Consider the following 26636-nt stretch of genomic DNA (forward strand, 5'->3'; position numbering starts at 1 on the left):
ACAACTGAAACCAACTCATTCGAATGATCCTACACCCAGCGAAGGAGAAATCCCATGACCCGTCTACTTCACCTCGATGCCAGCCCGCGCCCCGGCCGCGCTGGCAGCCATGATCACGGTTCGCATAGCCGCCGGCTTACCCACCACTTCGTTTCCCGCTGGCGTGCCCGGGAGCCGGATGCCGAAATCATCTATCGCGATATCGGCTTGTCCTCGCCACAGCTGACCAGCGTCGAATGGATCGAAGCCGCCTTCACGCCCGCCGAGCAGCAAACCGAGCCAATGCGGACCGTGCTTGCCGAGAGCGATACGCTGGTCGACGAGGTCGTACGGACCGACATCCTGGTTCTCGGCGTGCCGATGTACAACTTCGGCCCCCCGGCCGCCTTCAAGGCCTGGATCGACAATATCGTCCGCTTGGGCCGCACCGTCGATTTCGACCCGCAGTACACCGCCCACCCTCACCTGCCGCTGGAGAGCTACGTGCCGCTGCTGGCCGACCGCCCCCGTCACGCCGTGCTGCTCTCCTCTCGCGGCGGTTACGACTTCGACCCGGGACGCCCCCTGGCCGCCCTCAATCACCTTGAGCCGAGCGTGCGCACCGCCCTGCAGTTCATCGGTATCGGCGACTTCCACGACATCGCCATCGAGCATCAGGAGGAAGGCGGCGAAGCGCTGGCGGCTTCGACCGAGAGCGCGCTGGAGCGTATCGATCGGCTGGTCGAGAGTTTGCATAGCGAAGTGACAACGCCACGCCTGACGCAACCGGCCTAAGAGCCCTTTATACACGTAGCAATGAAAACAAAGGCCATCGCTCTGGAGGGATGGCCTTTGTTTTTTCTCGACACTCCTCCAATAGAGGCTGTCTCACTTTGGCAGATAGATACGATCACCAGGATAGAGGAGACTGGGATCAGGAATGTGGTCCATATTCAGCAATACCACTTCAGTGATGTCGCGGCCATGCCTTACCGCGATGCCCCCTATCGTCTGTCCCGGTAGCACGATGATCTCCTCATAACCCGCTGAATCTTTCAGCTCAGGGTTGAAGCGCCCTGTCTCCTCCGTCTCACCATCCCTGCCCTCCTCTATGGCGTCATCGGACTCCTCTGGAGTCTTCGGTGGCGGCGTCGAATCCTCTTGCTCGACATCGCCGGGAGGGGCCGATTCCACCTCGTCGTCTCTTGGTGGAGTAACAGGGTCGGGAGGACTCTCCTGCACCTTCTCTCTCTCTGTCTCTTCTGGGTCGCTTTGGAGCAGTTCGGCCAGCTTGGTACCTGCCGGAATCGCCATGCTGCCCGCCAACAGGAAACCCAACGCAATCTCGCTCTTGTTGTGGTCGGCCTCAACGCCTCTCAGCCAAGCACCTCGTAAATTATGGGCTTGCATATCGTTGACCCAATCCAGTCGTCTGGATTGGAGGATGAAATGCAATTGGATGAGCGCCCCGGCACCCAAGGCTCCCCCCTCTACGTACTCCCCTTTGCATGTCAGATAGATCGACGTGCCCGTCGTCAACAGGGCCCATGGCACAAGCCCAAGGCCTAGCCACTTCCGTGTGAAGTTGGCGGGCTTGTTATCTCCGTACATGGCCTTGCGCAGCGCGATCGAGTCCAGGCGCAGGATCTCGATCCCGACATGGCTGAGAGCGACCTGAAAGGGCACGGCCAAACCATTGGCCACACCAAGAACATACTTGCCCTCCGCGAAGGCGGTCGCAGCGGTATGCGTGGTGAACGCCGCCCATGAGGGCGTAAACACTGCATAGAAGAACGAGCCGTTGGCCGTGCCAAGCTTGATCAGTTGGTCCAATCGTTTGGGCACTCGCCCTGGATCGACCTTCGCCAAGCCAGTCCCCATTTTTGCTGCCGCGCTCGCCCCTAGGGTCGTATTGGCCCACATGAAACCGACCGCCCCGGCTTTATCCACCACCTGCAGCGATATCGGATAGCGGCTATCGAAGAGCCCTCCATTCGCCAGATACACCGCGGATACGCCCACATTGCCTGCATGTGTTGCCGTCACCAAGCCCTGATAGAATTGCCCTCGTCGAGTGCGTGGATCTACCAGCGGATCAATACTCAATACCTCAGGGCTGGCCAGCGCCTCGAGCCCTCTCTGATAGTCGCTGACGGCCTCCCGGATGGCTTGATCACGCCGAGCCGTCGTCCATCCACGGCTTTCGCTCTCAGGGGAAACCGGCAAGCTATTCAGGAATTGGTATTTCGCCCACAGCGTTTCGGCCATGGCGGCTGCCCTCGACATGTCCGCTTCGCCAAGAGCCAAGGCTCTTTTCGCCGAATAGATTCGACTGATATCCCAATTCAATAGTCTCTGATTGAGCTGTCCTCCCTCGATCGCAGCTCGTTGACTGTTGATCCACTTCTGGCGCCTGGCCTTGCTGAAGATCAAGCCACCACGAGTGGTGCCCGCCAGATCGGTAATCAAGCCAGCAGGGGAGCCATCCACCATACTGTTCATATGATCACCAAGCCCGACAATGACTCCCGTAGCGCCAGCGCTTGACGCAGCTACTGTGCTCCCCGCAGCCACGTTGGCCTGGGCGTTTGGCGATAGGCGTTGCCACAGACGCGATGCCGGTCCAGAAGGTTCAACCGGCAGTGTGGATGCCTTCCCCCCTTCATGGCCCACCTGAGGAATACTCACTCTTACCTGCGAGCCGTGGGATGGAATGGCCTCAACGGCTCGTGAGCCAAGCGCCATTTCCAGAGTATTACGTTCGACGGCAATGGTTTCGGGGACTGCTCCGCTACCCCTCCTGTCATACAGGGAACGCCGCCCGCTGAAACGCCAGGAATTTCCCATCACGGGCTGCCATTCTGCCGTCATGTTGTGGATATGAACAATTGGGCCATCGGCATCCATGGTCACGGTGATACCGCTGTCTGGCGCAGTGGATGATGACTGCGAGGGATCTGACTGCAGCAGTACCGCAGGCGTCGGCCGAGGTGGCGTCATACCCTGCTGCTGTGCTGCAGGTGCCGCTGGAGAGATTGCCATCGCTGTCGGCGGTGGGCTCGTCGATACATTCGACGACGCGCTCCAGAACCCATTGTTCCTATAGACGGCGAAGGGCAGGCCTTCACCGCTGCGGAAGCGTTCGCGGATCTGGCCGGCCGACAGCTCGCTCACCACTACATGGATCCGACCGCCACCGTTGACGACATCGATCTCTCGGCCAGCCGGCCATCGGAAGTTACCGCCTTCGTCGATCAGGCCACTACGAGGCACCGTACCACGCTGCAGGGCGAAAGAACCGGTATCCAGTTCGGGCGTACGGATCAAATGAACGTAATGGCCGGGGGGCAGCGCACCATGTTGCGATGCCTGATTCAGCGCCTCGATGTCTTCGAGACGATAGACTCGGGCACGGCCTTCGGCTTCCGGTGATACCGACAGTGCGCGCGGCGCCACGGACCTCTCCAAGAAGACCGGGCGGGTACTGGGCTCAGCAGCCTCACTCGTCGTCGGAGGCTCCACAGGCGTACGTACCGTCATGGGCCTCTCCAGGGAGACCGGGCGGGTACCGGGCTCAGCAGCCTCACTCATCATCGGGGGCTCCACAGGCGTGCGTGCCGTCGTGGCTCTCTCCAGGGAGACGGTCGGTCTCGCTGGTGGAGTATCTCTACCCAGTTGGTTCGGCGGCTCGTTGTCCGTTCTCTTCCCCCCCATTGCCACTGGCGCAGCGTACTGAGAATTAACCACTGGGCCAGGGAACAGCCCACCGTCAGAGTAGACACGCAGGCCGCCTTCTATCTGCGCAGTGGAGATACGTTCATCCGGCCGTGGCTGGATCCATGCGTTCACAAGCGGCTCGGGAGCCACGATCTTGTAGACCCACCCGCCAGGAGTCTGCCGCATACCCTTGGGGGGGAGCGACGCAGCAAAGTCCACCGCAGCGTCGAACGATGAGAATAGGCGTGCATGAGCAAGGTTGAGGCCACCGCCCTGCTGGTGAAAAGCTTCGAGCGGGATTTCTTCACCCACTGCGAAGCGCACTGCATTGCCCTGCGCAGCGCCCGGATCGCGAAGCATATTCAAGACATTCACCTCTGCCGGCGTGGGCTCATACTGATGTTTCGGCAGACTGAGCTGCGTCGGATCGCGATACATAGCGTGTTGGTACACAAGAGTCTCTAGATTGAGCAGCTCGCTTGGCCCTGTTGATCCGAATACCCTCTGTTGAGCCGGAGACGCGGCACTACCCGATAGGTGATTGGGCTCTGGAGCCGCCATAAATACTGAAGGTCCATCAGGCCAACTCTCAGGTCTCTGATAAACTTCCAACTGCCGCGCTCGCGCTTTAACTAAAGCGTAATAAGCAAGTTCTGCTTTTGTATAATATTGGCGATAAGAAATGGATGAATTAACCGAAGGAGGCAACTCCGCCACAACCTCACCAAGTTTTACAGTAGCCTCCTGCCAACTAAATCTTCCATCGCGATATTTTTCATAAATTTGAAAGATATTCCAATCTTGTAACGCTACGAACGGTCTTACATCATCGGAGAGAGCCTTACCTGTACGAAGCCACTCGTTATGCACCTGAAATTCGTTAAGCACTGCAACCCCTTCCTCCTGCAAATTAGCATCGACGCTGGTTTCGACTACCTCGCTGCGCATACCCTCACCCAGGCGTAAAACCCCATGCCCATCCTGAAGGCGTAGCACTGGTAACAAGCGACCGGGTCTCGTCGATATTGGTGCGCCTGCCCGGGCAGAACTTTTTTCTCCTCGTTGATATGAAACGGCATGCGACAATTCATGCGCAAGCGTAATTAACAAATTATCAGGCTTCTCCATGTACCATCGAGCAAGCACAATTACGTTGTGCTCAGAATCGTAATAAGTACCTTTTTCATTTGGGCCTAACACAATTTTAGTGCCGTACTTTTGGGTTGCCTCATCATAGTGCGAGCGCAAGGTTGGTGATTTTACGATCATCTCCCTCGCGTATTTTCCAGGCGACCAGCGTTCGAACCCAGCCGGCAGCGACCACCCCACGCGGATTCCCACCGTAGGGTTATCGCCTTCGAAAGGATTGAAACTCTCCCTCTTTATTCTGCCAAAACCGAGGGTATCTTTACATGATTGGTTCAGTTGCTGGTTGGCCGCTCCCGCTTGCCCAACGTATTGAGAATTGACCACCGGACCGGGGAACAGCAGCCAACGGCCACTATAGACCCACAGACCGCCTTCTATCTGCTTAGTTGAGATATGGCCAATCGTGCGTTGCCGAGCCCATGAGGCCGCCAGCTGCTCGGGAACTACAACCTTGTACACCCACCGGCCAGAAGACTCCGGTATATTGCCTACGGGTTGTTTCGCAACATGCTCCGACGCATCGCTGAACGATGAGAACAGGCTTATATCTTCAAGTTCAAGTCCACCACCCTGCTGATGGAAAGCCTTTTGTGGCATCACATTCCCCACCGCGAAGCGAACTGCATGCCCCTGCTCAGCGCTCGTATCGCGGAGTGCCATAAAAACACTCATCTCTGCTTCCGTGGCCGGATACGGGCGTCCCAACTGACCGGGCAGCCACTGATTGTAATAAAGAGCGTGATTGTGTATGAGATGCGTTAGTTTTCGATTTGACAGATCGCTTGGCCCTCTTGATCCCATCACCCCCTGTTCGGCCGAATACGCTATGCCTCTCGATGGTTGATTGGGATTTGTCGCCGCTGGTTCACTCTTTTCAGAGCCACCTCTCACACTGGGCATAACCCACTCGCGTTCACTGGTCGCTAGGTGCATCTTGCCAGAGCCCCTTAGCTGTTCGGTACTGAGGCGAGGCCCGATCTCCGGCGGTACATACATCGCCTCGGCGCTTGCGGGTGACGGGCCAAACGGCACCTTTGCATCGAGGGTCACTCCTGCCTCATCAACCAAGCGGACAGTTTGGTGCGGCGGGTCCATGGGATGATAGGCTGACGACACGGATAAGGGCCCTGTCTCGCCAGCCGCATCGTCGGCGACACGAGGGCCTTGAGGCCAGGTGTTCTTCAGGCCGATGGCGCCGTACGCAGTACCAAACGTCCCGCTCGCAACCCCCATCAGCGCATTGGTCAATTCGAGGCCCGACATTTCGCCTCCATGCTGCGCGATGTCATAGGCCGAGTAGCTCACCAGGGGTACACCAAGTGTCAACGCTCCCGCATCGGCATAACGCGCGGTAGTGAAGGCACCCCCACGCTGCCTCATCAGATTGGACGTTGTTTGATACAGCGGATTCTGGGATTGTGGGCTGATGGCACCGATGCTGACGCGCGCCGCGGTGCTTCCATTCACCCCAGCGCCGGTCAAGCCGATATAGCGCGCACCGCTCGAGACCATGGGCAGCACTGATGTGGCTACCATGGCACCTTCCATGACGCCTTCCCAACTCGCAAGCGACCGACCGTGGGCATGCATGGTGCGCAGCTTATCGATGCTGCGCATTCCCAGGTAGGTACCTCCCGCATAGGCAATGGGAGCGGCAACGGGTGCCAAGGGGGTGAAGGAAGCTAGTGATGCAGCGCCAGTCACGAGAGAAACCGGCAGGTCCAGGTGTTGCTCCGCAAAACTCAATTTTCGCGCCTGCCCCCACTCGTAGGCGGGGCTACCATCGAGATCGGTCAACCGTCCAAGCTCTGTGGGCAGGTAGACCTGCCCCTCTGGAGAGAGCAGGCTGTTTCGCTGGAAGTCGTCCAGTCCCCGATACTTGCTACCGTTCTCGTCAACCAGCCACAAGCGACCATCATTCTTGTCGCGCACCTGGAACAGCGCCGTATCACGCACTCCCGTGCTTTCGTCGCGATAGAGGATCGGCACGATCTCGATCTCGGCCCCATTGCCGCCTAAATTACGCAGCTGGCCCTCCACTGCACCGATAACTTCGTTATCCTTCGTGTCCAGTGCCAGCCGCAGGGCCTCCGCAACCCCCTCCCCATCGACACGCAAGCCATTCTTCGATGACGCCTCAATCTGGGCTTTGATGGCCTCCAAGCGCTCGGCAATGGATTTGTCGGCCACGTCCTTGTAGCCGTTAAAGCGCGCGTTCAGGGCTGGAAGATTGTCCGGTCGGCGCTCCTGCTGCCCTTGCGTCAGCAGGAAGTCGCTCCATCGCACATCTTTCCGCAACTGCTTCCGGAAAGCTTCGGCCTGATTCTCTTCTTGCTTCAATGAAGCAAGATTGAGCTGGGCCCCCAGCCAGATCCGGCCTGCTTTCGTATCGAGCAGTTGACGTTCACGGTCCGTCCACTCATCGCCAGGTTCTGCACTATCGCCCTTAGCCGGATTTACGAAGCGCTTCGGGTCCAGATCGCCAAGCCCAGGCTCCTGCTTCTCTGCCCCGGCAATCTTGCGTTTCTCGAGGTTACGCCGCGTGATATTGCTATCTTCCTGGCTATCAAGTAGCTGCACCCGTTCCTTGGTCAGGCTACCATGGCCTTCCTTCGTGCCGATCATCTTGTGGTGATTGTCATGCAGAGCCCACTGCCGCAGCATCTGGGGATCAAGCAGTGGCGTCAGGTTCCCATCATCTAGCGCCCAAACTTGCTTACCTCCTGCCAGGAAGTCGTTCCGCTTACTCCTCAGTTCCCACTCTTGGTCGCCAACTTTGAGAGCGTTCTCCTGCGCCCGGGCTTCGTTCAGCCTCAGCACCTCTTTGGCGTGACGTGGCGTGGCCCAGAACTGATTGCCGCCCACCGATACCAGCACGAGATTTTTGCCGTCCGTCGGCGTCCCCGTTACTTTCTCTCGCGAACCTCGGCCCAGCGTGTCGAGGGAGCGATCAAACTTGTTTCTGGTCCGGTCACGGGCTGTCTCGGCATCCTCGAGATGATTCTTGGTGTCGCTATCCCGAGCTCCTTCCTTCCAGGTAGCCCACTCTTTATCCAGCTGGCGTTGTTCCTTGGTGCGTTCGACTCCCTCCGGCACGTCACCGGGATCGTAGGTGAGTCGCAGCTCGATGACGTTAGTGCCATTCTCGGTCTTGTTGGCATAGGTATTGACTAGATAGAGGTGGCCATTCCTCTCTTCAATCTTACTGTTGAGCTCACCCGTGGTTTTCGTCGGTGTCTTGCCGGATACGGCGGGCTGGCCATGTTCGTATGAGTAACCCTCTTTCCTGGCGTATTTCTCGAACTCGGGCTGTGATAGCAGCGCCTTTCTTATGCGCATCTGGAGCTCATCGCCCTCCTGAAAGCGATCATTCGCTGCAACTAGTGCCAGGTAATCGGTCTTGACGTTGGGGTGCACCCAACGACCATCGAGATCCTTCAAACCTTCGTCTTTCTGGTGAGCATCGTCGAGGTCGAGCTGCTGCGGTTCTCCGTTGCCATCGGGTACCAGCGTGCCCTCGCCCTCATCCTCCTTGGCCGCGTCGACACCGTCCTGTGCCGCCGAGGTCCGCTCGCGTGCGTCTTTGGCTTGCTGCCTGCGCAGCCCCTCGAATTGCTTGTCGACGGGTTCCTGTGCCGCCTCCTGGCGCTGGATAAGACTATCCAAGCCATCGTCACCACCTCTCAAATCGGCCCAGCGCTTATCGAGCTCCCCTAGGCGCCGACTGCGTTCGCGTGTTCTGTCCGTCACGCTGCTGTGGCTGCGGGGCTCAGGGTTGACGATGGTGACGCCGGCTTCGCCACTCGCGGTGTCGGCATCTCCCGTGGTAACACGGGGAACACCACGCCGAGGGTCACCAGGGGCATGGGTAAGTTGAAAGTAGAAGACGAGGTCGTCTTCGCTCCCCTTGCCTTCACCCTCGTAGACATTGCGCAGCACCAATTGGCCGCTCGCCTGGTCGAGAGTCACCCGAGAGTCCTTCAACTTACCGCTTTCGCTCTCCGTGGAAGAGGTCTTGTACTTGAAGCCCTGCTCATCAAAGTAATAGCTCGGATAGTGTTTCCGGAAGAGCGTCTCGAACTTTTCCACAAACTCTTTTACTTCCTTGTCTTCGAAGAACTCCTTGATTCCTCGGTTTGCCTCCGCCAGTTCATCCCATTGCTCCGTTGTTGCCTTGACGCTCTCGAACAGTGTCTTGTCGCCGATCGTCAAGTTGCCGCCTCGCATGGAGACGTTAGGATTGTCATTCAACTCCGGGAACAGTAGACGCAGATTTTCCCAGGAGTGTCCCTTGCTGCCGCCGACATTAATGCGCTTGTCACCGAAGGCAATAGACTGGACGCTCGGCGAATCGCCGTGCGCTTCACGGGCATGCGCGTAGTACTCGGCGATGTTTTCCTGCGTCGGCTTCGCGAGCATTCCCTGCAGTCGTTTTGCATCCGCCTCCCTGCCCTCGCGTAACTTGCTGGTACCTTCCAGCGTTCGGTTGGCGTTGGTACGCCGTAACTTGGCATCGGCCAACGTGCCTTCAGGGCGAGGCCGCGCCCATTCATAGCCCTTGCGCATCTCGGGTGCATGCAGTTCGTTCATTCTGGTCGTGGCAGAATCCATTGCCTGTCGATAGTTCGGATCAAGGGCATAGACATCCAGCGCCGCTTGCTTCTGAGCCGCCTTCGCCTGCGCCTCGGCCAGCCAACTGGCTACCACCTTTTCCTGCAAGGTCGAGCGTGCGGCCTCGGGAGTCATCCATACGCCATTGAGGGGCACCCAGAGATTGCCATCCGCAGGTGGCTTGCCATACGGATCGAGACCATCATTTCCCGTGCCAGCCTCAGGTATCGCGGGCTGGCGATCATGGTCTTTCCTTTCTTTTGGGGACTCTTTAGCTGCCTTCTCCGCAGCGGCAAGCTGCATATTCGCCAGGTCACGCTTGATCGCCGCCAACAGGACAGCATCTTTCCGGCTTTTTTCGGGGTTCAGATCGAGCAAGGTCCGGGCGAGTCCCTCCAAGACCGAGCCCTTTTCGATCGGAAACACCATCCCATCGGATTCGTCCGTGAGCGTCTTCTTACCGTCCGTTCCCGTCGTCAGCGTATAACCATTGTTGGTGATCTTTTTCGTCGTGGGCTCACCCTCGGCCTGCGTATCGGTGATCGTCGTGGTTTCGCGCCCGATCTCGTCGATCACGGTCTTCTCGACCGTGCCATCGGGCTTCGTCACCGTTCTGGTTTTCCCCTCTTCTCCATCGGATGTCGTCTTGCTGACTTCACCATCGGCCTTCTCGACCCTTTCGACCTCGTTGCCATCGTCATTGGCAAAGCGAGTCTTGAGTTCATTGCCTCCTTTTTTGTCGCTGCCGTCGTAGTAGCCAACCAGTAACTCACCATCGGCATCGTAGACCTCCAGCCATTCCTTCTTGCCCTTCCAATTATCCTCTCTGGGTTGGTTAAGATCTTCGATCAATTCCTCGCGGCTCAACCCACGTTCTTCGGCCACCTCCTCGAGGCTCTTGCCCTCGGCAATATCATCGGCGACATCACTTTTCTCCATGTCCCACAGAACCGTGACGTCCAAACCCGCCATTTCTAGCTGATGAATCAGCTCACCACGATTGCTTCCCCTCTCCTTGGCAATTTGACCCAGCCCCTTCCCTTCGCGGAGCTCCTTGACAATATCTTCGGCACTCCCCTTAGCCACCTCTTCGGCTATATCCGCAGCCTCCTGAGGGCTAATCTCTCCATCCGCGGCGGCACTTTTGAGCTTTGCTGTCCCGGCATCCGATTCGAGATAGTCATTCCATGGCTTTACCGCTGTCTGTATGGTATCGAAGAGAGCTTGGTCACGAATCCTTAGCGTGTCGCCATCCACCTCGGCAGCGTCGCTGTGGAGCGACAGTGATAGTGTCGGAATCATCTGTTTGAGGTTATCCAGTCGATAACCGAGATTTCCGCCGATATCCACGGACTTGCCACCATTCGAGATCTTACGAATGGTCGGTCCGCCTCCTGCCTTAGCCCCCCATTTGGAATAGGTAATAGACTCCATCGGGGAGGAAGAAGATAGCTTCCACTGCGCCATGTCGAGCGCCTTGGAAAACAAGTTGTTAAAACCATCAGTGCGGAGGCGCAGAATTTTTTGTATTCTCATCGGTCATTTCCTTTGTCTTGTCACAACGACACAGCCACGACACTTATCTAGTCGCATCCCTCCCAACGAATCATCAGGAGAGATGGTTAACCACTTCTTATAAAGGGATGAAATATACCATTTATCACTTTCTTCCTTTTTATTAATAAGCAAATAAGATAAATAATCTATAAAAGACATGCGCCAATCTTGTACGAATTCAAAAGACGTGCAACCCCTAAAATTTTCTGCTTTTTCGTCGGCAACCCGTAAAACTTTCTGATTTACTTAGGGAGGCCTGAACAGTGCACGATGACAGCAACTTGGCGACTCCGCCTTGTCGCGTATTCGACGAATGCTTCGACAGCGATTAGCCAAAAGCATGTCTCATGGTTTTTTTGACAAAACCCATGAGCCTTTCTAGCTTCACAGCATGACCGAAACGAAATGGAACTGGCTGGGTGATCACCTTGCGGTCGATCTGGCCAACACGGTAATACGGCGAGGCAGCATCATGACCGAGCTGTTGAACGAGCCGGGAGATCTGGCCGAATGGCTCGAGCACGAGTGTGGGCGCGTGCCCTACCCGGAGGTCGTGGATGCTGCCCTTCTCGAGACATTCCTCGAGCTTCGCGATGACGCCCTGGCGCTACTACGTGCTGCTAGCGAGGAAAAAGCACTGCCCCCTACGGCTGTTGCGAACGTCAACGCGATCGTCAGCCGAATGCCAATGGCACGGGTGTTGGGGAAGCACGCCGGCAGCGCTATTACTGTTCCGGCTCACGCGGAGGATCCACGTCAAAACCTCCTGGCAACACTGGCCGATGCCATTGTCGATCTGCTCGGTGAGAGGCAACTCCATCATCTGGCGTTCTGCGATGCTCCCAGCTGCGGTCAGTTCTTCCATCGACAGCGCCCCAATCAACACTGGTGTTGTTCGGCATGCGGTGACAGGGCTAGGGCGGCACGTCATCAAAAACGCAGCGGTGGGCGCCATGAATCTTGATCTATTTGGCTTTCTGGTCGTTGTTACGGTGGCCTATCTGGTGCCCGGGCCGGATTTCCTGATCATCACTCGTTTTGCCGCGCGCCAGCGTGCCCTTGGCCATGTCGCAGCCCTTGGGGCTCAGGCCGGCTTGTGCTGCCATATGCTGCTTGCCGTTTTTGGCCTTTCGGCCATCGCCGCCCATTCGGCTGTGGCGTTTTCCCTCATCAAGCTCGTCGGTGCTGCATATCTCATGATCTTGGGTTGCCGAATTCTTCTATCCGGCTTCGGCTGGCGGGACCGACTCGAAGCAGCATGCGCCAGTCATGATGCCAACTGCAGCAAACAACACGCCTTTCAAACGGGCCTGCTCACCAATGTCCTAAACCCCAAGGCGGCACTGTTCTTCGTGAGCGTGCTTCCACAGTTCATCGACGACACGCTACCCGCCGGCCCACAGATTCTGCTGCTGGGAGTGATCGATATTGGCGTCGGCATCCTCTTCTGGCTGGGGCTGGTCAGCCTGCTGAACCGGTTTCTCCCAGGTCTCGGCAAGCCTCATCTGCAAGCGTGGCAGAACCGGGCGACAGGTCTGCTGCTAGTATTGGCGGGCATGCTGCTGCTGCGCACGAGTGCCGAGCGGCCATGAAAATCCTGGATAGGTTGCGTCTCACAAGTAGGAAATTTTCGTGTTCATAAAACTTGTACCCAGCGCCGATGCCCCTCTCGATCTTCTGCTGGAAGCAGACCCTTCGACAGACACTATCCGTCGCTATCTCGCGAGTTCGAGCTGCTACGTCGCGACAATCGGCAATGAAACGGTCGGCGCTTACGTCATCCAGTCCATGGGCGACGGTATTCATGAACTGATGAACATCGCAGTCACCCCAGCGCATCAAGGGAAAGGTATTGGGGCGAAGCTGCTGGAGCATGCCGTGAACATGGCCCGCGAGCTGGGCGCACGCCGCCTCGAACTGGGCACCGGCACCTTCGGTTACCAGCTCACCTTCTACCAGCGTGCGGGATTTCGGGTCGTCGCCGTGGAGCGGGATTACTTCCTCATCCACTACGACGAGCCGATCTACGAGAACGGCATCCAGCATAAGGACAGGCTGCGGCTGGCCCTCAAGTATTGAGCCGAAAAACTGATAGCATCAGCGATCGATTAGGACATCCACGTAATTGATGACCACCTTCTCATCATCGAACAGTAAAACTCCATATCCGGGTTCTTCCTCGCTACGTATCAGGCGATCCGCCTGCATATCGAAAGAAAACTGAGCATTGGTGCTCTTCAGCAACGCAAAGGGGTGGCCGCTCCATCGGCCCGATACGTTCCGGTGAACATGCCCACAGAAGAGGTGCGTCGGGGCACGTCGTGACTGCAGCAAGTCACGCAGTCCTTCGCTCTCCAACAGCCTGAGCCTGTCGAGGGCGGGCACACCGATTTCCATCGGCGGATGGTGCAGGAAGAGCAATACAGGACGCCTCGAGGCTTCCTCCAACTGCGCTGCCAGCCAGTCGAGCCGGAAGAGGCAGAGCTCGCCATGGTGCCCCTGGCTGGCTTGGGTATCGAGGTAGATCAGCCGCACTTCACCGATGTCGTCGCTGCCCTGAAGAAAGCTCCCAACCATAGCCATATCGGGAAACGCCTCTTGCAGCGCAGCGCGATCGTCATGGTTGCCCACCAGCAGCCGGTAAGGCATGGGCAACCGCTCCAACTCTTCGCGCAGCAACGTATAGGCACCGGGGTTGTTCAGGTGGACGAGATCGCCAGTCAGCACGAGCAGCTCCGCATCCGTGTGACCGTGGCGTATTTCGTCCAGGCAGCGCCGGAACCGCTGCCAGGCCTCGGCAGGCGCTTGGGACGCTACGTTATCTGGCTCGACGAGGTGTGGATCCGTCAACCAGAGTACCTTGTGCATCGGCTCTACTCCGTCGTTTGCGCAACCGCCGCCTTGTCCGTCACCGGGTCGGCTTTGGCGCCGGCCGCCTCGCGGCGCTCCGAGTAGCGGTCCACCAGCGTCTCGTTATGGGGACGCAGCAGCAGGGTGAAGCGCACCAGTTCCTCCATCACGTCGACGATGCGGTCGTAGAGCGGCGAGGGCCGCATGCGACCAGCTTCGTCGAACTCCTGGTAGGCCTTGGGCACGCTGGACTGGTTGGGGATGGTGAACATGCGCATCCAGCGCCCCAGCAGGCGCAGGGTGTTCACCGCGTTGAACGACTGCGAGCCACCGCTGACCTGCATTACCGCCAGGGTACGCCCCTGGGTGGGGCGTACCGCCCCCATACTCAGCGGCAAGTGGTCGATCTGTGTCTTCATCACGCCGGTGATCTGACCATGGCGCTCGGGGCTGCACCACACCTGCCCCTCCGACCAGATGGCCAGCTCGCGCAGTTCGCGCACGGCGGGATGGTCGTCGCCGGCCACCTGGTCCGGCAGCGGCAGGTCGGAAGGATCGAAGATCCGCGTCTCGGCACCGAAGTGACGCAGCAATCGTGCCGCCTCCTCCACTGCCAGGCGCGAGAAGGAGCGCTCGCGCAGCGAACCGTAGAGCAGCAGAATGCGAGGCGGATGCCCCAGCGGGTCGGGCAGGCCCTGGCCGGGCTTTTGTCGGGCGAAACGCTCGTCGAGGGCCGGCAGGTAGTCGGGGTCGGACAGCGTGCGAAGCCTCATATCGCCTCCTTCATGGCGTGGGTTTGCAGAACGAATAGCGCCACCAGGGCCGCCAGCCCCAGGGCAGAAGAGAACAGCAGCGCCTGGGTGCCGAAGCGCTCGATCAGCAGGGCGAAAGCCAGCGGCGCCAGCGCCTGGCCGAAGCGTGCCGGCACCATCAGCACGCCCTGGCGCAGGCCATAGCCGTGGGGGCCGAAGATAGCCAGCGGCAGCGTGCCCTTGGCGATGGTGAGAATGCCGTTGCCGGCGCCGTGCAGCAGCACGAACAGCGTGGCGAGCGGTGCGCCCAGCGCCATCACGCCGAGCGCCCCGAGCGGATGCGCCACCACCGCCAGCTTGGCCGAAAGCAGCGGATGAAAACGCTGCAGCAGCGAGAACTCAAGCAGGCGCGCCGCCACCTGCGCCGGCCCCACCAGCGCCGCGGCGGCAATGGCACCAGCAGGCGACAGGCCTGCGATCTGCAGCAACCATGGCAGGTGCGCCGCCATGCCGGTACTGACGAACCAGGTCACGGCGAAGACGAAGGCCAGCAGCGCCATGGGCAGCCAGGTCGTCTTCCCCTCGGCCGCTGACGCCTCGGCACGGGGAGCGGGCGGCTGGATGCCGAAGGGAATCAGCAGGCGGTTGAGCGGCAGGCCCAGCAACAGGTGCACCGCCGCCCAGGTAAAGCAGGCGTTCTGCCAGCCGAATTCGGCATTGAGCCAGCCGGTGATCGGCCAGCATACGGTGCTGGCGAAGCCCGCCAGCAGGGTAATGCCGGTGATGGGGCCACGCGCCTCGCGACCATAGAGCCCCGCCAGGGTGGAGAAGGCCGATTCGTACAGCCCCATGCCCATGCCGACACCGATCACCAGCCACCCTGCCCACAGCATCATGGGTCCATCAGCCAGCCCCAGTAGCGCCAGGCCCAGGGCGAACACCAGGCTGGAAACCGTCAGTACGTCGCGCCCACCGAAGCCATCGATGCGCCGCCCCACCGCCGGCCCCAGCACCGCCGATACCACCAGTGCCGAGGAGAACGCCGCGAATACCGTACCGGTGGAGAGGCCGAGGTCCCGCGCCATGGGCACGGCGAGGATCGCCGGCAAGTAATAGGTCGAGCCCCAAGCCAGGGTCTGGGAAACGCCCAGGGCGATGACCACGCGGGTGCGAGCATTCATTACATACCTCGATCAACGAGGTATACGGACCTGAGGAAACGCCATAGGCTCACTTTCACTCCTCCCGTTTCAATGTTCCGACAGCCAGCCGGCGGCTCTCGAGGATGCAGTCCGTGGCTTCCAGCCAGGCATCCACCGCCACCTGAAAGGCATCCCGTCCTTTGTCGGTCAACGCATAGACCTTGCGCGTTCGCCCCTGCACCACCTCGGCGGTCGCGCTGAGATAACCGCCCGCCTCGAACTCGTTGAGCATCGGGTAGACCGTGCCCTCCGAGGGGCTGCAGCAGCCCTTGGTGCTCTTCTCCACCGCCTGCACCACCTCGTAGCCATGCATCGGATGGCGGTGCAGCACGCTGAGCACGAAGAACTTCGACAGCGACATCTTTATCGTGCCACGCCAGTACGAAGGATCGCTGTAATCGGGGATCCGGCGGCCCGTGGCCGGTTCGGATTTCACTTGGGTCATGGCAGAAACTTATACCTCGATGATCGAGGCGTCAAGATACTCGCATATCGCCGAACACCTCCTGTCGAATCCGACCCCACCAGGACGACTACCTCGTGCACAGACAGCAACAGGAGAACTCCTCATGTCAGCGCACGATGAAATGCCCCATCCCGTGGTATCCCGTGAAGAATGGCTCGCCGCCCGTAAGGAGCTACTCACAAGGGAAAAGGAACTCACCCGCCTGCGCGACGACCTGAGCGCCAAGCGCCGCGCCTTGCCGAGGGTAAAGGTCGAGAAGGAATACGCTTTCGATACGCTCGAAGGTCGCAAGACGCTAACCGACCTGTTCGACGGCCGCAGCCAGTTGGTCGTCCATCACTTCATGTTCGGCCCCGGCTGGGAAGCGGGTTGCATCGGCTGCTCCTTCACGGCCGACCACATCGAAGGCACGCGGGTGCATCTCGAACATCATGACGTGAGCCTGGTGCGGGTCTCGCGTGCTCCGCTAGCTGAGGTCGAAGCCTACCGTCAGCGCATGGGCTGGCAGGTGAAGTGGGTATCTTCGTACGACAGCGACTTCAACTACGACTATCAGGTCTCGTTCCGGCCCGAGGAGATCGCCAAGAGAGCGGTCACCTACAACTACGCCACGACCAACGTCTCGATCGAGGACTTGAGCGGCCTCAGCGTGTTCTACCGGGACGCCAATGGCGATGTCTTCCACACCTATTCGACCTACGGACGCGGCGACGAACTCGTCGACAGCACCTACATGCTGCTGGACATGACGCCTAAGGGCCGTAACGAAACGGGACCCCATCACAACCTGATGGACTGGGTGAGGCGCCACGACGAATACGAATCGGCAACTTAGAGAGTGCCGCCCGCCTCGGAGCCGCTCCACGGCGGCAAGCGATGCACGACCGGGGAGGACTGGACGATGGCAGTATTGGTCATCGCGTAGGGAATGATTTCGTCGATCAATCGCTCCAGATGCTCGACCGATGCCAGGTGCGCTCGGGCGATGAAGCAGTCATCACCCGTGATACGATCGCACTCGGTTATTTCCGGAAGCCCCTTCAGTAGCTCGGCGACCCGTTGTAGCTGGCCCGGTATCGGTCGGATGCGCAGCCACGCGGTGAGCGGCAAACCAAGCGCCCGAGCATTGACCTTGACGGTATAGCCCTCGATTACTCCCGCCTCCTCCAGGCGCTTGATCCTCTCCGACACGCTGGGCGGCGAGAGTCCGACGAGACGCGCCAGCTCCGCAATGCTGATGCGCGCATCGGCGACGAGCGCCTGCAACAACCTCCGATCCGTCGCGTCCGGCACTCCATTTTCATATCGAAGGCGCTTCATGCAACTCCCCTTTTATTCGTAGGAATCAGCCCACCTTTCTCTTATCTCATGCATGCCATTGCCGCTCTTGCTCTTTACATAATAAGAGAAAAGGAGTTGCCATGCCGTTGCCGAATATTACCCTCAACCGACTCGCCGAGGCCGTCCCACCCCATGCCTGGTTCGGGGTGAGCGCCATCTTCCACTATCTCGGCCCCTCCTTCGCCGTGCTGCTCTTTCCTGCCGTCGGCGTGCTCGGCGTGGCCTGGTTTCGGATCGCTACGGCGGCCGTCTTCTTCGCGCCTCTCACCCGGCCATGGCGAACGATTCGACAAGCCGATGCCAGGACACGGCTGCTGCTGTTGGGGCTCGGTGCATGCCTCGCGGTGATGAATACCTCGTTCTACCTTGCTCTCGACCGCCTGCCGATGAGCCTGGTGGCGGCCATGGAATTCGTCGGCACCATCGCCGTTGCTCTCTATGGCCTGCGCACATGCCGCAATCTACTGGCGCTCGGCCTGGCGGTGCTCGGTGTCTTGCTTCTGATCGATGTCAAATGGTCTACCGACCCATTGGGGCTGTTCTGGGCCAGCCTGAACGGGGCTCTGTTCGTGGGCTACTTGATATTGGGACACAAGGCAGCCAGGGAAGGCGCCAGTGGTGGCGTCGAGCGACTCGGTGCTGCCATGGCGATCGCTTTCGTCATTCTCGTTCCGATCGGGCTTGTCGAAGCCGCCAAAGCGTTCGGCGCAATCGAACTGGTGCTGGCGGGCATCGCCGTCGGCATATGCTCCTCCGTCATTCCCTACGTCTCCGACCAGCTCGCCATGTCTCGCTTGCCGCGAGCCACCTTCGCGCTTTACCTCGCTATACTGCCCGTGACAGCGACCGTGATCGCAGCGATCATGCTCGCCCAGATCCCCACATACCAGGATATATTCGGCATTGTCTTGGTGATGGTCGGCGTAGCCCTGCACATGCCCGCCAGAACGTCAGTTTGACCAGACCCTACCCATACCGCCGCCGCACATGGTCGAGGTAGCTACCCGGAGTGAGGCCGGTCACGGCCTTGAAGTCGTGGATGAAGTGCGCCTGGTCGAAGTAGCCGGCAGCGAAGGCAGTATCGGTCAAGGACACGGCCGTCCCACCCCGTTTGATCAGCTCGCGGCTATGGGCCACACGTAGCAGCCTGGCGTAACGCTTGGGCGAAAGCCCCACGTGGTACTGAAACAGCCGCTCCAACCGGCGCTGGCCGAACGGCAGCTCGTCGACCAGCGTGGCAATGCTGGCCTGTCCATGACGGCGCTGCAGCCAGTCAAGCGATGCCGACAGGGCCGGCACCTCTGGTGCTGCGTGCCGCCGCAGCCGCTCGAGCAGGTAGCCCTCCAGCAGCGCGATACGCCCCATCAGATCGGGCGCCTCCTGCAGCCGCGCGTATAGCGCCTCGAGTTCGAGACGGCACAGGGCTTCGCCCGGCGTCAGCCCCTCGCCGGCCAAGACCGACAGGGATTCGCCAAGGAATGGAAACGCCATGCCCGGGAGGAAGCGCACACCGAGCAGGTCGAGCGCTCCACCCACCGCCAGCCTTGCCGTACGCCGCTTGGGGCCGTCGATCCAGCAGCCGCCGTGTATCCGCTCGCCATCGCGCTCGAGCGCGCCACCGAAGTTGAATAGCAGCCCGGAGGCGCCATCCGGATGCAGCAGCTCCACACCCACCGCCTCGTCCTTGGCTCGCCCTTTGGCCAGCCAATAGCACTGCACATAAGGACGCAGCGGTTTACTGGGCGTGTAGCGCTCAAGCGTCAGGCCGGTGATTGCCGCCTGTGCAGGCCGGAAATTTCCAATGCCGATGCCACCAGCCAGGGCAGGCTGAGAAGCTTCACTCATGTTCAAGGCCTTCCAGCGAAAGGTAGGTCACCCGAAGCGAGATAGTCGCACCAAGCGAGCGCTCCCTATCTAAGCAAAAAGTAGAACGACGCGTTAACGCAGAAGGTAGAGTAGAGGTACCCATTTCTCAATTGCACACTTTCTCATTTTAGCGGAGCCATACATGAACGGAACGCGAATCGTGGTGGTCGGCGGCGGTGCCGGCGGGCTGGAGCTGGTCACTCGCCTTGGCCGGCGCCTGGGTCGACGCGGCAAAGCCGAGATCACGCTGATAGACCGTAATTCGACCCACATCTGGAAACCCCTGCTGCATGAGGTCGCCACCGGGGCGCTCGACTCCAGCATCGACGAGATCTCCTACCAGAGCCATGCAAGACTCAATGGCTACCGCTTCCAGCGCGGTACGCTCGCAGGCCTCGATCGCGACACCCGGCAACTGCGTCTGGCGCCGGTACTCGACGACTACGGCGAGGAAGTGCTGCCGGCACGTTCCCTGGATTACGACCTGCTGGTACTGGCATTGGGCAGCGTGAGCAACGACTTCGGCACCCCCGGCGTCGCCGAGCACTGCCATTTCCTCGACAGCCCGGCCCAGGCCGAAGCCTTCCGCCACGACATGCTCAATACCTTCCTGCGCTACAGCGACCCCGAGCGGCGCCACCATCCGCGGCTGACAGTGGGCATCGTCGGTGCCGGCGCCACCGGGGTGGAGCTTTCGGCGGAGCTCTACGACGCCTCGCGCATGCTGCACAGCTACGGCTTCACCGAGATGGACAGCCGCCACCTTGAAGTTCACCTGATCGAGGCGGCGCCGGACGTACTGCCGGCCCTCCCTGAGCGCATTCGCGGTGCCGTGCGCACCGAGCTGGAGCGCCTGGGCGTGAAGATACACATCGGCACCCGGGTCGTGTGCGTCGAGGAGGGCGCCATCGTTACCGCCGACGAGCAGCGCATCGAGACGGACCTCAACGTGTGGGCTGCGGGCATCAAGGCGCCCGAAGTACTGCGCGATCTGGGCCTGACCCTGGACCGCAACCAGCGCATCAAGGTCGAGCCGACGCTGCAGAGCGTCGACGATCCCAATATCTTTGTCTTCGGCGACTGTGCCAGCTGCCCGCAGCCGGACGGCTCCATGGTGCCGCCGCGAGCCCAGGCCGCCCACCAGCAGGCGCAGCGGCTCTACAAGAACCTGGTGGCCCGGCTCGAAAACGGCACGCTCAAGCCGTTCCGCTACCGCGACCGCGGCTCGCTCATCTCGCTGGCTCATTTCGAGGCGATCGGCAGCCTGATGCGCGGCGCCTCGGCGCGCAGCCTGTTCATCGAGGGCCGGCTGGCCAAGTTCTTCTACGCCTCGCTCTACCGCATGCACCAGCGCGCCATCCACGGCACGGCCAAGACGGCGCTCATCCTGCTCTCGGACGGGCTCAACCGCTTCATTCGTCCGCGCATGAAACTGCACTGAGCCCGCAGGTCGAAAATCTACAATTCCGCGGATAACCGCCGCGCTAGGGTGGGGCTTCCAACCCCTTATGGAGTCCCACCCATGCGCATGAATTACTATTCCGCCAGTCCCGCCGGCCTCAAGGCCATGCTCGGCCTGCAGAATCATGTCCATCAGGCAGCGCAAGAGGGCGAACTGGGCGACGGCCTGCTGGCGCTGGTCTATACCCGCGTTTCGCAGATCAACGGCTGTGCCTACTGCATCGACATGCATACCAAGGACGCACGCAAGGCCGGCGAAACCGAGCAGCGGCTGTACGCCCTGAGCGCCTGGCGCGAAACGTCCTTCTATACCGAGCTCGAGCGTGCCGCCCTGGCCTGGGCCGAGGCCAATACCCTGATTGCCGGAAACGGTATCGACGATGCCCTGTTCGAGGCCACCCGCGAGCATTTCTCCGAGAAGAGCATGGCCGATCTTACCCTGGCGATCTGCACCATCAACGCCTGGAACCGCCTGTCGATCAGCTTCGCCGCCGAGGCGGGCAGTTACCAGCCTGCATGAGCGCTTGGCGGCGAGCCGCCTTTCATTCGGGCTTGACGATGCCAAGCTTGCTTGACAAAAACAGCAATGACAAACAAGCTTGGCATATGCACAACCACATTCGTTCACTGCGCAAGGCGCAGCAGCTGACCCAGGCTGAGCTTGCCGAGGCCATGGGTGTCTCGCGCAATACCATCAACTCCATTGAAGTCGGCCGCTACGTTCCCTCACTGCCGCTCGCCTTGCGCTTGGCACGTTTCTTCGGCAAGCCCGTCGAGGAGGTATTCGATGACTCAACGCCATGATGCGCCAGCCAAAGACAAGCCCATGCTCGTGCCACTGATCGGCGTGGCCCTGGGCGTGGTGATGTTCCTCACCTCATGGCTGGCAGGGGATGCTCCCGGAGTCGGACTGGTCATGCTCGGCATCATGCTGGGCTATGCCGCACTGATGCGCTTCGGCCAGCGCTTCGAATCGGTTCAGATGCTCAGCCACGACCCGCCCCTGGATGAACGCCATGCCCTGATCCAGTTGCATGCCCTACGTGCCGCCTACTTCGCCGTGCTCGGCGTTGCGCTGATCGGGTTCTTCTGGGAAATAGCTCGCGGCGAACCCGGGGCCTTCACCCTGATCGCCGCTGTCGGCGGCGCCACTCACCTGCTCGCCACCGTGATCCTACGACGGCGCCTGTGAGCGACGCGTGTCGATATCTCCTCAGCGCTCCAGGTTCACCGCCTGCCCGGTGACGACGATGCCGCCTGAGAGCGGAATATCCACCTGCAGGCGGCTGGGCCGGCCCATCGCTTCGCCCTGCCGGATCATCAGTTGAGCGGGCGCCTGGAGCAGCCCGGCATCACGTAGGTAGCCACCCAGCGCCGCAGCAGCCGCACCGGTGGCGGGGTCTTCCACCACGCCGCCTACCGGGAATGGGTCGCGGGCGTGAAAGCGGTCTTCGCCCTCGCGCCACACCAGTTGCAGCGTGGTCAGGCCCTCGCGCAGCATCAGCGCCTTGAGCCCTTCGAAGTCGTATTCGAGCCGTTCGAGGCGCGCTTTCTCCTTGCATGCCAGCACCAGGTGCCAGGCCCCGGCATAGGCCCGCGCGGGTGGAATCTCGAGATCGAGTTCGTCTGCCCGCCAGCCGAGCATTTCACGCACCTTCTCGACCAGTTCCGGCTCGGCGGGGCGAAACTCCGGCGTCACCGACACCAACGATGCCTGCCACTCTCCTTCCACCTGATTGACCGTGACCATCACCTCGCCCACCGCCGTATCGAGCATGTAACTGCCTGCCCCACTCAGTTGCCCCATCAGCACGCCGCTGGCCACCGTGGCATGGCCGCAGAAGCTCACCTCCGCCTCAGGGCTGTAGTAGCGCACCATGCGCCGCTCGTCCTTCCCCGCAATAAAAGCGGTTTCGGAATAGCCCACCTCGGCAGCGATACGCTGCATTTCCGCCGGCTCGGGCAGCGCATCGCCCAGCCACACTCCGGCGGGGTTGCCGCCGCTGGGGTCATCGGTAAAGGCAGCAAGGCGATAGAGATTGCCGCTCATGGGGAGTCTCCTTGGATGCGATTGCGTTCTTTCCCATCTTGGGGCGAACCGAGACGAACACAACGTTATCGGGATTGATCGTGCGGCATTACAGTACAGAGAATGGCGCACCCGAAGTGATGCCACTACGTTAAGGAGTTCACGACAAGAATAGAGGTGCTACATGAGGGTAAAGCGCATCATGGCCAACACGGCGACCTCGGATCTCAGCAAGGCAGAAGCCTTCTATGGAGAAATCCTGGGTCTCAACCTGCTCATGGATCACGACTGGTTTCGAACCTACGGCTCGGACGAGAAAATGATGGTTCAGGTAAGCTTCGGCACCGAGGGCGGCTCCGGCACGCCCGTGCCCGACCTTTCCATCGAAGTCGACGATATCGAAGTGGCGCTGGCACGCTTCGAGGAGGCGAACGTGCCCATTGAGTATGGGCCCGCCAGCGAGCCCTGGGGCGTGAGGCGATTCTATGTCCGCGACCCGTTCGGCAAGCTCATCAATATCCTGCAGCATGAGTAAAAAACCCGTCGGCCAGAGTCCTGAGCTATTGCGCCGTCTTCTGCGCGCGAAGGATCGTATGGACGCTGCCTCGGACGAGCATTGGCCTGTCTGGCGCTTGGCGCGCGTAAGTTGCGTTTCCGAGGCCCACTTCGCACGCTCATTCAAGGAGGCCTTCGGCATCCCTCCGCATCGCTACCTGCTCACGCGGCGGGTCGAGCGTGCCACGGCCCTGCTGCGAGATACCGACCTTTCCATCACCGAGGTGGCCTTTCGCACCGGCTGGAGGAGCTTGGGTACGTTCGGGCGTACCTTCCGCGACATCACTGGCAAGAACCCGGGCGACATTCGGGCACGCGAGAGGGCCACGGGGCGCGAACTCGGCCGCATTCCCGCCTGTGTCCTCAGTGCGGTGCAACGACCCAATCTGACAATGTCAGTTTCGGAGAAGCAACGACAAACGGCGGACGATATAAAGAGGGCCCAACAGGAGGAGGCCCTATGACGCAAGGTATCGGAGTTGTTGGACTGTACGTCCGAGACCAAGATGAAGCGCTCACGTTTTATGTCGAAAAGCTCGGGTTCCGCATCCATACGGACGTACGCAACGGTGACTACCGCTGGCTCACGGTGCAGCATCCGGAGCAGCCATCGTTCCAACTCGGCCTGTTCCTGCCGGGGCCGCCGATTCACGACGCCGCGACCGAGCAGACACTGCATGCGATCGTGGCCAAAGGCGCAATGCCGCCGCTCGTGCTGGTCGTGGACGATTGCCGCGCCGCCTACGATCGGATGAGTGCACAGGGGGTGGAATTCACGCAGGCGCCCGCGGACCGCTACGGAACCGTGGACGCCGGCTTCCGCGACCCTTCGGGAAACGGATGGAAGATGATAGAGGCGCAGCGCTGAAGGAGGCTGCAAGGCTCGGCAGTCGGCGCGCTTTAACGACAGTAAGAAGGGGAGGCATATTTGCCTCCCCTTCTTTATGTGCAAGTACGAACTCGTCTATAACAACGCTCGGCTTGCGCCAGTGCTCAATACCTTGCGATCAATGCGGATGGAAGTTGAATTCCTGGCGAGAGATTACGCCGTCGTGGTTGCGGTCCATGAACAGGAAGATTTCCGGCAGTGTGCCCGCCTGGGCTTCTTCCCGTGAAATACGGCCATCGCCATCCAGATCCAGTTGCTCGAAGCTGTTCTGACCGGTTGCACTTGAAGTGGCGACAGCGGGAACAAGCTCCTCTGCGCCCCTTTCGGCAAAAGCGACACCAGAGGCAAGGGCCAGAGCAAGGAACAGTGCGGTTTTCTGAGCTTTCATCGGTTTCTCTCTTTCGAATACAGGGGTAAGGTGCGGCACTTTCGTGAAGACTTGAACCTGAATGCCGACCGATGGTTGTATTCTATAGAGTCCCAATCACTGCACTAGACCTCCATTTCCTAACGTTGCGTTTCCCACAGGAAACGATTAACGTACCGCTGCTACCCTACCGGGACCGATGCGATGCACGATCTCAATGACCTCTACTACTACCACGCCGTAGTCACATACCAAGGCTTCTCGGCAGCCGCTCGCCATATCGGCGTACCCAAGGGAACGCTCAGCAAGCGCATCGCGCGCCTCGAAGAGCGGCTCAAGGTGCGCTTGCTGGAGCGCTCGACGCGCAAGATCCGCACTACGGACGTGGGACATGCCTTCTACGAGCACTGCCAGACCGTGCTCGCCGGTGCCGAAGCGGCAGAAACGGTGGCGGCACAGGCCTATGCCGAACCCAATGGCGTCGTGCGTCTCAGTTGCCCGCAGGGCCTGATCCAGAACCTCATCGCAGAGGCCCTGCCGGCGTTCATGAAGACCTACCCCAAGGTTCGCGTGCACATGATGGTCTTGGATCGCCGCGCCGACCTGATCGAGGATCGGCTCGACATCGCCATTCGCGTGCGTAGCAAGCCGGACATGGCCGATGCCTCGTTGGTCATGCGCCCACTTGGGCAGAACCATCTGGTGATGGCGGTAAGCCCAGCCGTGCATGCCGCCTGCAAGCGGGGGCTGACCATCGACGAACTCGCCGAGGTGCCGACACTCTCGATGGGGAGTGAAACGGATGAGGTTCGCTGGGAGCTGACGGGACCGAACGACGAAACCCGTATGATCGACCTGCGCCCCCGGCTGATGTGCAGCAATTTCGACATGCTGCTTGCGGCGGCGTGCCAAGGGCTCGGCGTGGCACTACTGCCCATGCACATCTGTCGCGTGAGTTTTGCCAAAGGGGAACTGGTACACGTGCTCCCCGAGTGGCGCTCACCCTACGGCACGATCCAGGCGGTGTTCGCCTCGCGCAAGGGCCTGGTGCCCTCGGTCAGGGCGCTGATCGACTTCCTCGCCCAGGCCATCCCCTGCAAGCTTTCGGTCGAGGTCTGATTCGGGCCATCGTCCCTGCCTCAAGCATGGGTCCGACTAGATGGCCCGAAGTCTCAAAGGTCATCCTTCGGCCTGCAGCAAGCCGGCAGCGAGCTGACGGAACGCCTCGACGGCCTTGGGAAGAACGGCGCGGGGGTCGTCGGCGGCGGCAATCCACAACGCCGCGTTTAGCGCCGCGCCGTTGATCAACCGGGCGGCGGCTTCCGCGTCCACCGGCTTGACCGTGCCCTCGTCGATGAGCGCCTGGAGGGTCTGCGTGGTACGCAGCAGGCAGGCGTTCTGATTGGGCCACTGAGAAGGGTCGCCAAGTACGGCCGGCCCGTCCAGCAGCATGATGCGCTGGACTTCCGGTTCCAGCGCCATCTCGATATAGGCCACGCCCTCCTCGAGCAGACCATCCCATCGGCCGGCCGCCTGGTCCTGGGCAGCCAGCATCCGCTCCACCATCTCCCGGTCGATCTGGTCGACCACGGCCTGCAACAGGCCCTGCTTGCCGCCGAAGTTGTGATAGAGCGCCCCTCGCGTCAGCCCCGCTTCGGCCGTGAGTTCGTCCATCGAGGCTGCCGCATAGCCCTTGGTTGCGAAGGCCTTGCGAGCGGCTCGAATGAGCTTGGCCCGGGTCTCCTCCATCATCTGCGCACGTTTCGTGGCCACGACACACTCCTCAACTCTGCCGATATGCCCAATTTTAACATACAAAACGTATGTGAATTTGACATACGTCCC

Annotated in this window: 24 protein-coding genes; 14 read left to right on the top strand and 10 right to left on the bottom strand. The window is 60.4% G+C overall.

Annotation, left to right across the window (positions count from 1 at the left end):
* Positions 1 to 54: 54 nt before the first annotated feature.
* Positions 55 to 774 carry an FMN-dependent NADH-azoreductase gene (locus SPH52_RS01335; protein WP_411793194.1) on the top strand — a complete coding sequence of 240 codons (720 nt, stop codon included), beginning with the start codon at positions 55 to 57 and terminating at the stop codon, positions 772 to 774.
* A 93-nt stretch (positions 775 to 867) separates the two neighbouring features.
* Here the strand turns inward: SPH52_RS01335 and SPH52_RS01340 are convergent, their stop codons facing one another.
* Positions 868 to 10992 (bottom strand): hypothetical protein, encoded by a 10125-nt coding sequence (locus tag SPH52_RS01340; protein ID WP_411793195.1) that lies wholly within the window; start codon positions 10990 to 10992, stop codon positions 868 to 870.
* Between the two features lie 412 nt (positions 10993 to 11404).
* Between SPH52_RS01340 and SPH52_RS01345 the strand changes: the two genes are divergently transcribed.
* Genes SPH52_RS01345 through SPH52_RS01355 form a run of 3 tightly spaced genes read left to right on the top strand, consistent with a single transcriptional unit; the run spans position 11405 to position 13092 of the window.
* Positions 11405 to 11977, top strand: a complete 573-nt coding sequence (locus SPH52_RS01345; protein ID WP_411793196.1) for a CGNR zinc finger domain-containing protein — start codon at positions 11405 to 11407, stop codon at positions 11975 to 11977.
* The gene (locus tag SPH52_RS01350; protein WP_411793197.1) at positions 11967 to 12605 is read left to right on the top strand and encodes a LysE family translocator; all 639 of its coding nucleotides are present in this window, start codon (positions 11967 to 11969) and stop codon (positions 12603 to 12605) included. The genes SPH52_RS01345 and SPH52_RS01350 overlap by 11 nt, the downstream gene beginning before the upstream one ends.
* Positions 12606 to 12645: 40 nt before the next feature.
* Positions 12646 to 13092 carry a GNAT family N-acetyltransferase gene (locus tag SPH52_RS01355; RefSeq protein ID WP_411793198.1) on the top strand — a complete coding sequence of 149 codons (447 nt, stop codon included), beginning with the start codon at positions 12646 to 12648 and terminating at the stop codon, positions 13090 to 13092.
* A gap of 18 nt (positions 13093 to 13110) precedes the next feature.
* On the opposite strand, the gene SPH52_RS01360 is transcribed toward SPH52_RS01355, so the two are convergent.
* The 4 genes from SPH52_RS01360 to SPH52_RS01375 are packed head-to-tail and all read right to left on the bottom strand — an operon-like array spanning position 13111 to position 16262.
* Positions 13111 to 13881: a metallophosphoesterase gene (locus tag SPH52_RS01360; RefSeq protein ID WP_411793199.1), complete on the bottom strand. Its 771-nt coding sequence runs from the start codon at positions 13879 to 13881 to the stop codon at positions 13111 to 13113.
* Between the two features lie 5 nt (positions 13882 to 13886).
* Positions 13887 to 14636, bottom strand: a complete 750-nt coding sequence (arsH, locus tag SPH52_RS01365; RefSeq protein ID WP_411793200.1) for an arsenical resistance protein ArsH — start codon at positions 14634 to 14636, stop codon at positions 13887 to 13889.
* The gene (locus tag SPH52_RS01370; protein ID WP_411793201.1) at positions 14633 to 15796 is read right to left on the bottom strand and encodes an MFS transporter; all 1164 of its coding nucleotides are present in this window, start codon (positions 15794 to 15796) and stop codon (positions 14633 to 14635) included. Before SPH52_RS01370 ends, arsH begins: the two co-directional genes overlap by 4 nt.
* 55 nt (positions 15797 to 15851) lie before the next feature.
* Complete coding sequence (locus tag SPH52_RS01375) at positions 15852 to 16262, bottom strand: PadR family transcriptional regulator (protein WP_411793202.1); 411 nt, start codon at positions 16260 to 16262, stop codon at positions 15852 to 15854.
* Positions 16263 to 16386: 124 nt separating this feature from the next.
* Here SPH52_RS01375 and SPH52_RS01380 point away from each other — a divergent pair, with 124 nt between their 5' ends.
* Entirely contained in the window at positions 16387 to 17118 is a 732-nt protein-coding gene (locus SPH52_RS01380; protein WP_411793203.1) for a DUF899 domain-containing protein, read from the top strand.
* Here SPH52_RS01380 and SPH52_RS01385 read toward each other — a convergent pair.
* On the bottom strand, positions 17115 to 17603 hold the full coding sequence (locus SPH52_RS01385; RefSeq protein ID WP_411793204.1) for an Lrp/AsnC family transcriptional regulator: 489 nt from the start codon (positions 17601 to 17603) through the stop codon (positions 17115 to 17117). The two genes, SPH52_RS01380 and SPH52_RS01385, sit on opposite strands and share 4 nt — an antisense overlap.
* Before the next feature lie 101 nt (positions 17604 to 17704).
* On the opposite strand from SPH52_RS01385, the gene SPH52_RS01390 reads away from it, so the two are divergent.
* Positions 17705 to 18583, top strand: coding sequence for an EamA family transporter (locus SPH52_RS01390; protein ID WP_411793205.1), 879 nt, complete (start codon positions 17705 to 17707; stop codon positions 18581 to 18583).
* A 7-nt stretch (positions 18584 to 18590) separates the two neighbouring features.
* Here SPH52_RS01390 and SPH52_RS01395 read toward each other — a convergent pair whose 3' ends face one another.
* Complete coding sequence (locus SPH52_RS01395; RefSeq protein ID WP_411793206.1) at positions 18591 to 19469, bottom strand: helix-turn-helix domain-containing protein; 879 nt, start codon at positions 19467 to 19469, stop codon at positions 18591 to 18593.
* A gap of 163 nt (positions 19470 to 19632) precedes the next feature.
* Between SPH52_RS01395 and SPH52_RS01400 the strand changes: the two genes are divergently transcribed.
* The 4 genes from SPH52_RS01400 to SPH52_RS01415 all read left to right on the top strand — a co-directional run bounded on the left by SPH52_RS01400 (position 19633) and on the right by SPH52_RS01415 (position 22143).
* A complete protein-coding gene (locus SPH52_RS01400) occupies positions 19633 to 20931 on the top strand; it encodes an NAD(P)/FAD-dependent oxidoreductase (protein WP_411793207.1) in 1299 nt (432 codons plus the stop codon).
* Positions 20932 to 21018: 87 nt separating this feature from the next.
* Entirely contained in the window at positions 21019 to 21471 is a 453-nt protein-coding gene (locus SPH52_RS01405; protein WP_411793208.1) for a carboxymuconolactone decarboxylase family protein, read from the top strand.
* 86 nt (positions 21472 to 21557) lie between these two features.
* Complete coding sequence (locus SPH52_RS01410) at positions 21558 to 21755, top strand: helix-turn-helix transcriptional regulator (protein WP_411793209.1); 198 nt, start codon at positions 21558 to 21560, stop codon at positions 21753 to 21755.
* Positions 21739 to 22143 (top strand): hypothetical protein, encoded by a 405-nt coding sequence (locus tag SPH52_RS01415; RefSeq protein ID WP_411793210.1) that lies wholly within the window; start codon positions 21739 to 21741, stop codon positions 22141 to 22143. Before SPH52_RS01410 ends, SPH52_RS01415 begins: the two co-directional genes overlap by 17 nt.
* A 21-nt stretch (positions 22144 to 22164) precedes the next feature.
* On the opposite strand, the gene SPH52_RS01420 is transcribed toward SPH52_RS01415, so the two are convergent.
* Entirely contained in the window at positions 22165 to 23001 is an 837-nt protein-coding gene (locus SPH52_RS01420; RefSeq protein ID WP_411793211.1) for a PhzF family phenazine biosynthesis protein, read from the bottom strand.
* A gap of 163 nt (positions 23002 to 23164) precedes the next feature.
* On the opposite strand from SPH52_RS01420, the gene SPH52_RS01425 reads away from it, so the two are divergent.
* Genes SPH52_RS01425 through SPH52_RS01435 form a run of 3 tightly spaced genes read left to right on the top strand, consistent with a single transcriptional unit; the run spans position 23165 to position 24403 of the window.
* Positions 23165 to 23515 carry a VOC family protein gene (locus SPH52_RS01425; protein WP_411793212.1) on the top strand — a complete coding sequence of 117 codons (351 nt, stop codon included), beginning with the start codon at positions 23165 to 23167 and terminating at the stop codon, positions 23513 to 23515.
* A 58-nt stretch (positions 23516 to 23573) separates the two neighbouring features.
* Positions 23574 to 23999 (top strand): helix-turn-helix transcriptional regulator, encoded by a 426-nt coding sequence (locus tag SPH52_RS01430; protein ID WP_411793213.1) that lies wholly within the window; start codon positions 23574 to 23576, stop codon positions 23997 to 23999.
* A complete protein-coding gene (locus SPH52_RS01435; protein ID WP_411793214.1) occupies positions 23996 to 24403 on the top strand; it encodes a VOC family protein in 408 nt (135 codons plus the stop codon). Before SPH52_RS01430 ends, SPH52_RS01435 begins: the two co-directional genes overlap by 4 nt.
* Positions 24404 to 24542: 139 nt before the next feature.
* Here SPH52_RS01435 and SPH52_RS01440 read toward each other — a convergent pair whose 3' ends face one another.
* Positions 24543 to 24812: a hypothetical protein gene (locus SPH52_RS01440; RefSeq protein ID WP_411793215.1), complete on the bottom strand. Its 270-nt coding sequence runs from the start codon at positions 24810 to 24812 to the stop codon at positions 24543 to 24545.
* Positions 24813 to 24995: 183 nt separating this feature from the next.
* Between SPH52_RS01440 and SPH52_RS01445 the strand changes: the two genes are divergently transcribed.
* Positions 24996 to 25910, top strand: a complete 915-nt coding sequence (locus SPH52_RS01445) for a LysR family transcriptional regulator (protein WP_411793216.1) — start codon at positions 24996 to 24998, stop codon at positions 25908 to 25910.
* A gap of 60 nt (positions 25911 to 25970) precedes the next feature.
* Here SPH52_RS01445 and SPH52_RS01450 read toward each other — a convergent pair whose 3' ends face one another.
* Complete coding sequence (locus SPH52_RS01450) at positions 25971 to 26564, bottom strand: TetR/AcrR family transcriptional regulator (protein WP_411793217.1); 594 nt, start codon at positions 26562 to 26564, stop codon at positions 25971 to 25973.
* Positions 26565 to 26636: the final 72 nt, after the last annotated feature.

Source organism: Halomonas sp. A29 (assembly GCF_046723295.1).
In the GTDB taxonomy this organism is placed as follows: Bacteria; Pseudomonadota; Gammaproteobacteria; order Pseudomonadales; family Halomonadaceae; genus Halomonas.

Excerpts from the sequence above, each read along its gene's own strand:
- SPH52_RS01335 (WP_411793194.1), top strand. The coding sequence starts at position 55 with ATGACCCGTCTACTTCACCTCGATGCCAGCCCGCGCCCCGGCCGCGCT.
- SPH52_RS01340 (WP_411793195.1), bottom strand. The coding sequence starts at position 10,992 with ATGAGAATACAAAAAATTCTGCGCCTCCGCACTGATGGTTTTAACAAC.
- SPH52_RS01345 (WP_411793196.1), top strand. The coding sequence starts at position 11,405 with ATGACCGAAACGAAATGGAACTGGCTGGGTGATCACCTTGCGGTCGAT.
- SPH52_RS01350 (WP_411793197.1), top strand. The coding sequence starts at position 11,967 with ATGAATCTTGATCTATTTGGCTTTCTGGTCGTTGTTACGGTGGCCTAT.
- SPH52_RS01360 (WP_411793199.1), bottom strand. The coding sequence starts at position 13,881 with ATGCACAAGGTACTCTGGTTGACGGATCCACACCTCGTCGAGCCAGAT.
- arsH (WP_411793200.1), bottom strand. The coding sequence starts at position 14,636 with ATGAGGCTTCGCACGCTGTCCGACCCCGACTACCTGCCGGCCCTCGAC.
- SPH52_RS01370 (WP_411793201.1), bottom strand. The coding sequence starts at position 15,796 with ATGAATGCTCGCACCCGCGTGGTCATCGCCCTGGGCGTTTCCCAGACC.
- SPH52_RS01375 (WP_411793202.1), bottom strand. The coding sequence starts at position 16,262 with ATGACCCAAGTGAAATCCGAACCGGCCACGGGCCGCCGGATCCCCGAT.
- SPH52_RS01380 (WP_411793203.1), top strand. The coding sequence starts at position 16,387 with ATGTCAGCGCACGATGAAATGCCCCATCCCGTGGTATCCCGTGAAGAA.
- SPH52_RS01385 (WP_411793204.1), bottom strand. The coding sequence starts at position 17,603 with ATGAAGCGCCTTCGATATGAAAATGGAGTGCCGGACGCGACGGATCGG.
- SPH52_RS01390 (WP_411793205.1), top strand. The coding sequence starts at position 17,705 with ATGCCGTTGCCGAATATTACCCTCAACCGACTCGCCGAGGCCGTCCCA.
- SPH52_RS01395 (WP_411793206.1), bottom strand. The coding sequence starts at position 19,469 with ATGAGTGAAGCTTCTCAGCCTGCCCTGGCTGGTGGCATCGGCATTGGA.
- SPH52_RS01400 (WP_411793207.1), top strand. The coding sequence starts at position 19,633 with ATGAACGGAACGCGAATCGTGGTGGTCGGCGGCGGTGCCGGCGGGCTG.
- SPH52_RS01405 (WP_411793208.1), top strand. The coding sequence starts at position 21,019 with ATGAATTACTATTCCGCCAGTCCCGCCGGCCTCAAGGCCATGCTCGGC.
- SPH52_RS01410 (WP_411793209.1), top strand. The coding sequence starts at position 21,558 with ATGCACAACCACATTCGTTCACTGCGCAAGGCGCAGCAGCTGACCCAG.
- SPH52_RS01415 (WP_411793210.1), top strand. The coding sequence starts at position 21,739 with ATGACTCAACGCCATGATGCGCCAGCCAAAGACAAGCCCATGCTCGTG.
- SPH52_RS01420 (WP_411793211.1), bottom strand. The coding sequence starts at position 23,001 with ATGAGCGGCAATCTCTATCGCCTTGCTGCCTTTACCGATGACCCCAGC.
- SPH52_RS01425 (WP_411793212.1), top strand. The coding sequence starts at position 23,165 with ATGAGGGTAAAGCGCATCATGGCCAACACGGCGACCTCGGATCTCAGC.
- SPH52_RS01430 (WP_411793213.1), top strand. The coding sequence starts at position 23,574 with ATGGACGCTGCCTCGGACGAGCATTGGCCTGTCTGGCGCTTGGCGCGC.
- SPH52_RS01435 (WP_411793214.1), top strand. The coding sequence starts at position 23,996 with ATGACGCAAGGTATCGGAGTTGTTGGACTGTACGTCCGAGACCAAGAT.
- SPH52_RS01440 (WP_411793215.1), bottom strand. The coding sequence starts at position 24,812 with ATGAAAGCTCAGAAAACCGCACTGTTCCTTGCTCTGGCCCTTGCCTCT.
- SPH52_RS01445 (WP_411793216.1), top strand. The coding sequence starts at position 24,996 with ATGCACGATCTCAATGACCTCTACTACTACCACGCCGTAGTCACATAC.